The organism is Pseudomonas sp. NPDC089530, from assembly GCF_050280705.1.
Taxonomy (GTDB): domain Bacteria; phylum Pseudomonadota; class Gammaproteobacteria; order Pseudomonadales; family Pseudomonadaceae; genus Aquipseudomonas.
In genome coordinates, this window is the sequence record NZ_JBNNVU010000148.1 from 1 (window position 1) to 7,923 (window position 7,923).

Annotated in this window: 7 protein-coding genes and 1 other RNA gene; all 8 read left to right on the top strand. The window is 61.4% G+C overall.

What is annotated here, in order from left to right:
* Window positions 1-195, top strand: an RNA gene (gene rnpB / locus ACQKQA_RS28905) — RNase P RNA component class A; the annotation flags it as partial.
* Between the two features lie 308 nt (window positions 196-503).
* Complete coding sequence (mraZ, locus tag ACQKQA_RS28910; protein WP_003205355.1) at window positions 504-959, top strand: division/cell wall cluster transcriptional repressor MraZ; 456 nt, start codon at window positions 504-506, stop codon at window positions 957-959.
* The gene (gene rsmH, locus ACQKQA_RS28915; protein ID WP_427564613.1) at window positions 956-1,903 is read left to right on the top strand and encodes a 16S rRNA (cytosine(1402)-N(4))-methyltransferase RsmH; all 948 of its coding nucleotides are present in this window, start codon (window positions 956-958) and stop codon (window positions 1,901-1,903) included. The genes mraZ and rsmH overlap by 4 nt, the downstream gene beginning before the upstream one ends.
* Window positions 1,900-2,193 carry a cell division protein FtsL gene (gene ftsL / locus ACQKQA_RS28920; protein ID WP_009050721.1) on the top strand — a complete coding sequence of 98 codons (294 nt, stop codon included), beginning with the start codon at window positions 1,900-1,902 and terminating at the stop codon, window positions 2,191-2,193. The genes rsmH and ftsL overlap by 4 nt, the downstream gene beginning before the upstream one ends.
* Window positions 2,193-3,917, top strand: a complete 1,725-nt coding sequence (locus ACQKQA_RS28925) for a peptidoglycan D,D-transpeptidase FtsI family protein (RefSeq protein WP_427564617.1) — start codon at window positions 2,193-2,195, stop codon at window positions 3,915-3,917. The genes ftsL and ACQKQA_RS28925 overlap by 1 nt, the downstream gene beginning before the upstream one ends.
* Window positions 3,917-5,380 carry a UDP-N-acetylmuramoyl-L-alanyl-D-glutamate--2,6-diaminopimelate ligase gene (locus ACQKQA_RS28930; protein WP_427564614.1) on the top strand — a complete coding sequence of 488 codons (1,464 nt, stop codon included), beginning with the start codon at window positions 3,917-3,919 and terminating at the stop codon, window positions 5,378-5,380. Before ACQKQA_RS28925 ends, ACQKQA_RS28930 begins: the two co-directional genes overlap by 1 nt.
* Window positions 5,373-6,740 (top strand): UDP-N-acetylmuramoyl-tripeptide--D-alanyl-D-alanine ligase, encoded by a 1,368-nt coding sequence (locus ACQKQA_RS28935; protein ID WP_427564615.1) that lies wholly within the window; start codon window positions 5,373-5,375, stop codon window positions 6,738-6,740. Before ACQKQA_RS28930 ends, ACQKQA_RS28935 begins: the two co-directional genes overlap by 8 nt.
* Window positions 6,740-7,822: a phospho-N-acetylmuramoyl-pentapeptide-transferase gene (gene mraY, locus ACQKQA_RS28940; protein WP_427564616.1), complete on the top strand. Its 1,083-nt coding sequence runs from the start codon at window positions 6,740-6,742 to the stop codon at window positions 7,820-7,822. The genes ACQKQA_RS28935 and mraY overlap by 1 nt, the downstream gene beginning before the upstream one ends.
* Window positions 7,823-7,923: the final 101 nt, after the last annotated feature.

The window sequence follows — 7,923 nt, forward strand, 5'->3', positions numbered from 1 at the left end:
AAAGGTGCGGTAAGAGCGCACCGCACGTCTGGTAACAGTTCGTGGCTAGGTAAACCCCACTCGGAGCAAGACCAAATAGGGTTCCAAGGCGTGGCCCGCGCTGGAACCGGGTAGGTTGCTAAAGATGTCCAGTGATGGCCATCGTAGAGGAATGACTGTCCTCGACAGAACCCGGCTTACAGATCGACTCTCCACCTTTTCCCTCCCTGCTTGAATCAATAGCAGAAGCGCTTTTGTAATACCGAAAAGTTCTTACTCTTAATAATTCACTTTAACTTCGCGATGCAGCTTCTTGAATGAAGTGAAGTTGCCATGCCAAATCCTTCGCCAAATTCCTGTTACCCCTCCTTTTGATCTCCTAAATCTCCGTTCTATAAGGCTTTTCCGTCGATCGGTGCCTTGACGGTGTGGTGGGCGCATTCCTATAGTGTGCGCAAGTGGCGGAAAGTGGCATGAAGTGGGTTTTTTGCTCGTAAAACGCTAAAATTTGGAGAAACGCTGACGTGTTTCGCGGAGCTAACGCTATCAGTCTCGACGCAAAGGGCCGTCTCGCCATGCCGAGCCGGTACCGTGACGAGCTCGTTTCGCGTAGTTCCGGGCAACTTATCGTCACTATTGATGCCGTTGATCCGTGTTTGTGTGTCTACCCCCTCGATGAGTGGGAAATTATCGAAACCAAACTGCGTGCCCTGCCTTCGCTGCGTGAAGAAAACCGCCGCTTGCAGCGCTTGCTGATTGGTAATGCCGTCGACCTCGAGCTCGATGGCAGTGGTCGTTTTCTGGTTCCACCGCGTTTGCGCGAATACGCCAAGCTGGATAAGCGCGCGATGCTGGTAGGCCAACTGAACAAGTTCCAACTGTGGGACGAGGATGCCTGGAATGCTGTATCTGCAGCGGACCTGGCAGCTATTCAACAACCGGGCGCCATGCCCGATGAACTGCGTGATTTGATCCTGTGACTATTGATAGCGGCTTTAACCACATCACCGTACTGCTTGACGAAGCCGTCGAGGCTCTCGCCGTACGTCCTGATGGCTGCTATCTGGATGGCACCTTCGGCCGCGGCGGTCACAGTCGTCTGATTCTCAGCAAGCTCGGGCCGGATGGTCGGCTGCTCGGATTCGACAAAGATCCCCAAGCGATTGCCACAGGGCAAGCGCTAGCGGCCGAAGACGGCCGCTTTGTCGTTGTGCAGCGCAGCTTTGCCGAGCTGGGTTCGGAAGTGGTCGAACGCGGTCTGGATGGCAAGGTCAGCGGCGTGCTTCTCGATCTGGGGGTCTCTTCCCCGCAGCTCGACGATCCGGAGCGCGGCTTCAGTTTTCTCAATGACGGTCCCCTGGACATGCGCATGGACCCGACTCGCGGCATCAGCGCCGCCGAGTTCATCGCCACCGCGCCGGTCGAAGAAATTGCCCGGGTGTTCAAGGAGTACGGCGAAGAGCGTTTCGCCGGCCGCATGGCGCGTGCTGTGGTCGAGCGTCGCGAGGTCAAGCCGTTCGAACGCACCGCCGATCTGGCTGAAGTCTTGAAAGTCGCCAACCCGGCCTGGGAAAAGGGCAAGAACCCGGCTACCCGTGCGTTCCAGGGTTTGCGCATCCACGTCAACAATGAACTGGGCGATCTCGAAGCCGGCCTCGAAGCTGCTCTGGAATCCCTCGAAGTGGGTGGGCGCCTGGTGGTGATCAGCTTCCACTCCCTGGAAGACCGCATCGTCAAACTGTTCATGCGCAAGCTGGTGAAGGGTGAAACCGATAACCTGCCGCGCAATCTGCCGGTACGTTTCGAAGCCTTCGTGCCGAAAATCAAGATCCATGGCAAAGCGCAGTTCGCCTCCGAGGCCGAACTCAAAGCCAACCCGCGTGCTCGTAGTGCTGTCATGCGCGTCGCGGAGAAGCTGCGGTGAGCAAGCTTTTCGCCAAGCCACTTCCAGGCGGAAGCTTTTTCATGCTTCTGCTGTTCATCGGTGTTCTGGTGTCCGCGATTGCGGTGTCCTACAGCGCCCACTGGAACCGTCAGCTGCTCAACACGCTGTACGGCGAGTTGAGTGTGCGGGACAAGGCGCAAGCGGAGTGGGGGCGGCTGATTCTCGAGCAAAGCACCTGGACCGCCCATAGCCGGATCGAAGTGCTGGCCACTGAACAACTGAAAATGCGCATTCCCGGCGCGGCCGAAGTGCAGATGGTGGCGCCATGATGAAGCTCGAAGGCGCACTCTTTCCCTGGCGGTTCCGCGTGGTGCTGGGCTTGCTCGGTGTCATGGTGGCGGCGATTGCCTGGCGCATCATCGACCTGCAGGTGGTCGACCGTGATTTCCTCAAGGGCCAGGGCGATGCGCGCAGCGTTCGGCATATTCCGATTCCGGCTCACCGTGGCTTGATCACCGATCGCAACGGCGAACCGCTGGCGGTCAGTACGCCAGTGACCACCCTGTGGGCCAACGCCAAGGAAATGCAACTGGCCAAAGACAAGTGGCCAGCCTTGGCGGCTGCCCTGGGGCAGGACCCCAAGGCGCTGGCCGAGCGCCTTGAAGCGCAAGCCAATAAAGAATTCATCTACCTGGTTCGTGGCCTGACGCCCGAGCAGGGGCAGCAAGTGCTCGATCTCAAGGTGCCAGGGGTTTATGGCATCGAAGAGTTCCGGCGCTTCTACCCGGCCGGTGAAGTGACCGCGCACATGGTGGGCTTTACCGACATCGACGACCGCGGTCGCGAAGGTGTCGAGCTGGCTTATGACGAGTGGCTGGCCGGGGTCCCGGGCAAGCGCCAGGTCATCAAGGATCGGCGCGGCAGACTGATCAAGGATGTCCAGGTCACCAAAAACGCCAAGGCCGGCAAGCCCTTGGCGTTGTCGATTGACCTGCGCCTGCAATATCTGGCCAACCGCGAATTGCGCAATGCCATTGTCGAGAACGGTGCCAAGGCGGGCAGCCTGGTCATCATGGATGTGAAGACCGGCGAGATCCTGGCCATGGTCAACCAGCCGACCTACAACCCGAACAACCGTCGCAACCTGCAACCGGCGATGATGCGTAACCGCGCGATGATCGACGTGTTCGAACCGGGTTCGACCATGAAAGCCATCTCCATGAGCGCGGCGTTGGAAACCGGTCGCTGGAAACCGAGCGACACCGTCGAGGTTTATCCGGGCACGCTGCAGATCGGCAAATACACCATTCGCGACGTATCCAAGACCGAAGGCGCGGTGCTCGACCTGACCGGGATTCTGATCAATTCCAGTAACGTCGGCATGAGTAAGATCGCCTTCGACATTGGCGGCGAAGCCATCTTCCGTCTGGCCCAGAAAATCGGCCTCGGCCAGGACACCGGTCTCGGTTTCCCGGGCGAACGCGTCGGCAATCTGCCGAACTACCGCGAATGGCGCAAGGCCGAGACCGCCACGCTGTCCTATGGCTACGGTATCTCGGTGACGGCGATCCAGCTGGTTCACGCCTTCTCGGCACTGGCCAACAACGGTCGTATCGCACCGCTGACACTGATCAAAACCGATAAGGCACCGCAGACCACCCAGGTGATTCCGGAGAAGGTCGCCAAGACCATGCAAGGCATGTTGCAGCAGGTGATCGAGGCGCCGCGCGGCGTGTTCCGGGCCCAGGTGCCGGCTTATCACGTAGCCGGCAAGAGTGGTACCGCGCGTAAGACTTCGGTGGGCACCAAGGGCTACGCCGAGAACTCTTACCGCTCGTTGTTCGCCGGTTTCGGTCCGATGAGCGATCCGCGCTACGCCATCGTGGTGGTGATCGACGAGCCGAGCAAGGCCGGTTATTTCGGTGGCTTGGTCTCGGCGCCGGTGTTCAGCAAAGTGATGTCCGGCACCCTGCGCCTGATGAATATTTCGCCGGATAACCTGCCGCCTACCCAACAAGCCAATGCGGCGCCAGCTAAAGGAGGGCGTGGCTGATGTCTCTTAGCCTGAACACTATTTTCGCCCACGCTGGTCGTGATCTGCTGATTCGCGAACTGACCCTGGACAGCCGCAATGTGCGCGCTGGCGATCTGTTTCTCGCGGTCCCCGGCGGCAAGTTCGATGGCCGTGCACATATCGCCGATGCCTTGCAGCGCGGGGCGGCCGCCGTAGCTTACGAAGTCGAGGGTGCCACCGTCCTGCCGATTACCGATGTGCCGCTGATCCCGGTCAAGGGGCTGGCGGCGCAGTTGTCGGATATCGCCGGACGTTTTTATGGCGACCCGAGCCGCAGTCTCAACCTGATTGGCGTGACCGGTACCAACGGCAAGACCAGCGTGACCCAGTTGGTGGCGCAGGCCCTCGATCTGTTGGGCCAGCCCTGCGGCATCGTCGGCACCCTCGGCAGCGGCTTTTATGGCGCGCTGCAAAGTGGGATGCACACCACGCCGAACCCGATTGCCATGCAGGCCACCCTGGCCGACCTGAAAAACGTCGGCGCCAAAGCCGTGGCGATGGAAGTGTCGTCCCATGGCCTCGACCAGGGCCGGGTCACTGCGCTGGCGTTCGATGTGGCGGTGCTGACCAATCTGTCCCGCGACCATCTGGATTATCACGGCACCATGGAGGCCTACGGCGGCGCCAAGGCCAAGCTGTTCGGCTGGACCGACCTGCGGTGCCGGGTCATCAACCTCGACGACGAGTTCGGTCGGTTGCTGGCGGGCGAGGAGCTGGATTCGCGGCTCATCACCTATAGCCTCGAGGACCCTCGGGCCTATCTGTATTGCCGTGAGGCGCAGTTTGACGACGAAGGCGTGCGGGCCACTCTGGTGACGCCGCAGGGCGAATATCACCTGCGTAGCACGCTGCTCGGTCGTTTCAACCTGAGCAACGTGCTGGCCGCGGTCGGCGCCTTGCTCGGCCTGGATTACCCGCTCGACGAAATCCTGCGCATGCTGCCGAAGCTGGAAGGTCCGGCCGGGCGCATGCAACGCCTGGGTGGCGGTTCGCAGCCGCTGGTGGTGGTGGATTACGCCCACACCCCGGATGCCCTGGAAAAAGTATTGCTGGCCCTGCGTCCTCACGCCAAGGGCCGTTTGCTGTGCCTGTTCGGTTGCGGCGGTGACCGCGATCGCGGCAAGCGTCCGTTGATGGCTGAAGTGGTCGAGCGCCTGGCTGATGGCGTGCTGGTTACCGATGACAACCCGCGCACGGAAGATCCGATGCAGATTTTCGACGACATTCGTGCCGGCTTCAGTGCGGTGGACAAGGTCGATTTCGTGGCTGGCCGTGGCCTGGCCATTGCCCAGCTGGTGGCCGCTGCTTCGGCGGACGATGTCATTGTCCTGGCCGGTAAAGGTCATGAGGACTATCAGGAAATCAACGGCGTGCGGCTGGACTTCTCCGACCTGGTGGAAGCTGACCGGGCGCTGACCGCGTGGGAGGTGGCCCATGCTTAAGGCCCTGAAACTCAGTGATGTAAGTGCGCCGCTGGCGGGACGCTTGCTGGGTGGCGATTGCAGTTTCGATGGCGTGAGCATCGACAGTCGGGCGATCAAGCCGGGCCAGCTGTTTATCGCCCTGGCAGGTCCACGCTTCGACGGCCATGACTACCTGAACGAAGTCGCCGCCAAGGGTGCTGTCGGCGCTCTGGTCGAGCGCGCGGTGCCCGACAGCACGCTGCCGCAACTGCTGGTCAGCGACACCCGGCAGGCCCTCGGCCAGCTGGGGGCGCTGAATCGCGCGGCGTTCACTAAACCTGTAGCGGCGGTGACCGGCTCCAGCGGCAAGACCACGGTCAAGGAAATGCTCGCGAGCATCCTGCGTACCCGTGGGCCGGTGCTGGCCACCCGCGGCAACCTGAACAACGACCTGGGTGCGCCGCTGACTCTGCTGGAGCTGGCTCCGGAGCACAGCGCAGCGGTGATCGAACTGGGCGCGTCGCGCATCGGTGAAATTGCCTATACGGTCGCGATGACCAAACCGCAGGTCGCCATCATCAATAACGCCGGTACCGCCCATGTCGGCGAGTTCGGCGGGCCGGAAAAAATCGTCGAGGCCAAGGGCGAGATCCTCGAGGGGCTGGATGCTACCGGCATCGCCGTGCTCAATCTCGACGACAAGGCGTTCCCGATCTGGAAAAAACGCGCCGCCGGCCGTCAGGTGCTGAGTTTCGCCCTGAACAACACCGCCGCCGACTTCCATGCCTCGGATATCGAGCGCGATGCCCGTGGCTGCCCGAACTTCACGCTGCACGCTGGCAACGGCGCCGAGCGCGTCCAGTTGAACCTGCTGGGCACCCATAACGTGGCCAACGCGTTGGCCGCCGCCGCGGCTGCCCATGCCCTGGGCGTGTCGCTGTTCGGTATCGCCACCGGGCTCAATGCAGTGCAGCCGGTCAAGGGGCGCACCGTCGCCCAGCTGGCGAAAAACGGCATGCGGGTGATCGACGACACCTACAACGCGAATCCCACGTCTATGTGCGCCGCCGTTGATATACTCGCCGGCTTTTCCGGCCGCACCGTCCTGGTGCTCGGAGATATCGGCGAGTTGGGCGATTGGGCGGAGCAGGGGCACCGCGATGTAGGTGCTTATGCCGCCGGTAAAGTGTCGGCACTTTATGCCGTGGGCCCGATGATGGCCCATGCGGTCGCGGCCTTCGGTGAGCACGGCCAACACTTCGCCAACCAGGCCGAGCTGATCGCTGCCCTGGGCGCCGAGCAAGATACAAACACCACTATTTTGATCAAGGGATCGCGCAGCGCGGCGATGGAAAACATCGTCGTGGCCTTGTGCGGTTCCAGCACGGAGAAACATTGATGCTGCTGCTGCTAGCGGAGTACCTGCAACAGTTCTACAAAGGCTTCGCGGTCTTTCAGTACCTGACCCTGCGCGGGATTCTCGGGGTACTGACTGCGCTGGTGCTGTCCTTGTGGCTGGGGCCGTGGATGATCCGCACGTTGCAGAACCGCCAGATCGGTCAGGCTGTGCGTAATGACGGCCCGCAATCGCACCTGTCCAAGTCGGGTACCCCGACCATGGGCGGCGCGCTGATTCTTTCGGCAATCGGTGTCAGCACTCTGCTGTGGGCGGACCTGAGCAACCGTTACGTGTGGGTGGTGCTGCTGGTCACCCTGCTGTTCGGCGCCATCGGCTGGGTCGACGACTATCGCAAAGTGATCGAGAAGAACTCCCGCGGCCTGCCAAGCCGCTGGAAGTATTTCTGGCAGTCGGTGTTCGGCCTGGGCGCGGCGATCTTCTTGTACGTCACCGCGCAGACTCCGGTCGAAACCACCTTGCTGATCCCCATGCTCAAGGACTTCAGCATTCCGTTGGGCATTGGTTTCGTGATCCTGACCTATTTCGTGATCGTCGGCTCCAGCAACGCGGTCAACCTGACTGATGGCCTCGACGGCCTGGCGATCATGCCGACCGTGATGGTGGGTGGCGCCCTGGGCATCTTCTGCTACCTGTCGGGTAACGTGAAATTCGCCGAATACCTGCTGATTCCCTATGTCCCGGGCGCGGGTGAACTGATCGTGTTCTGCGGCGCGCTGATCGGCGCTGGCCTGGGCTTCCTGTGGTTCAACACCTATCCGGCACAGGTCTTCATGGGTGACGTCGGCGCACTGGCGCTGGGCGCGGCCCTGGGCACCATCGCGGTGATCGTCCGTCAGGAAATCGTCCTGTTCATCATGGGCGGCGTGTTCGTGATGGAAACCCTGTCCGTGGTCATTCAGGTCGCTTCCTTCAAGTTGACCGGCCGTCGTGTATTTCGCATGGCACCGATCCACCACCACTTTGAACTCAAGGGCTGGCCCGAGCCGCGTGTGATCGTCCGTTTCTGGATCATCACCGTGATTCTGGTGCTGATCGGCCTTGCCACCCTGAAGCTGAGGTAGTGCCGTTGAAATGCAACTGCGCCTTGCTGCCGAAACCCTGGGCGGTCTGCGTGCGTTTCAAGCTGGCGCGCAAATGACCCGGGGCAGCCGGCAGAAACGGC

What these genes read in the sequence shown, in the direction of transcription:
- mraY (WP_427564616.1), top strand. Translation starts at nt 6,740, where the DNA reads ATGCTGCTGCTGCTAGCGGAGTACCTGCAACAGTTCTACAAAGGCTTC.
- ACQKQA_RS28935 (WP_427564615.1), top strand. Translation starts at nt 5,373, where the DNA reads ATGCTTAAGGCCCTGAAACTCAGTGATGTAAGTGCGCCGCTGGCGGGA.
- ACQKQA_RS28925 (WP_427564617.1), top strand. Translation starts at nt 2,193, where the DNA reads ATGAAGCTCGAAGGCGCACTCTTTCCCTGGCGGTTCCGCGTGGTGCTG.
- ACQKQA_RS28930 (WP_427564614.1), top strand. Translation starts at nt 3,917, where the DNA reads ATGTCTCTTAGCCTGAACACTATTTTCGCCCACGCTGGTCGTGATCTG.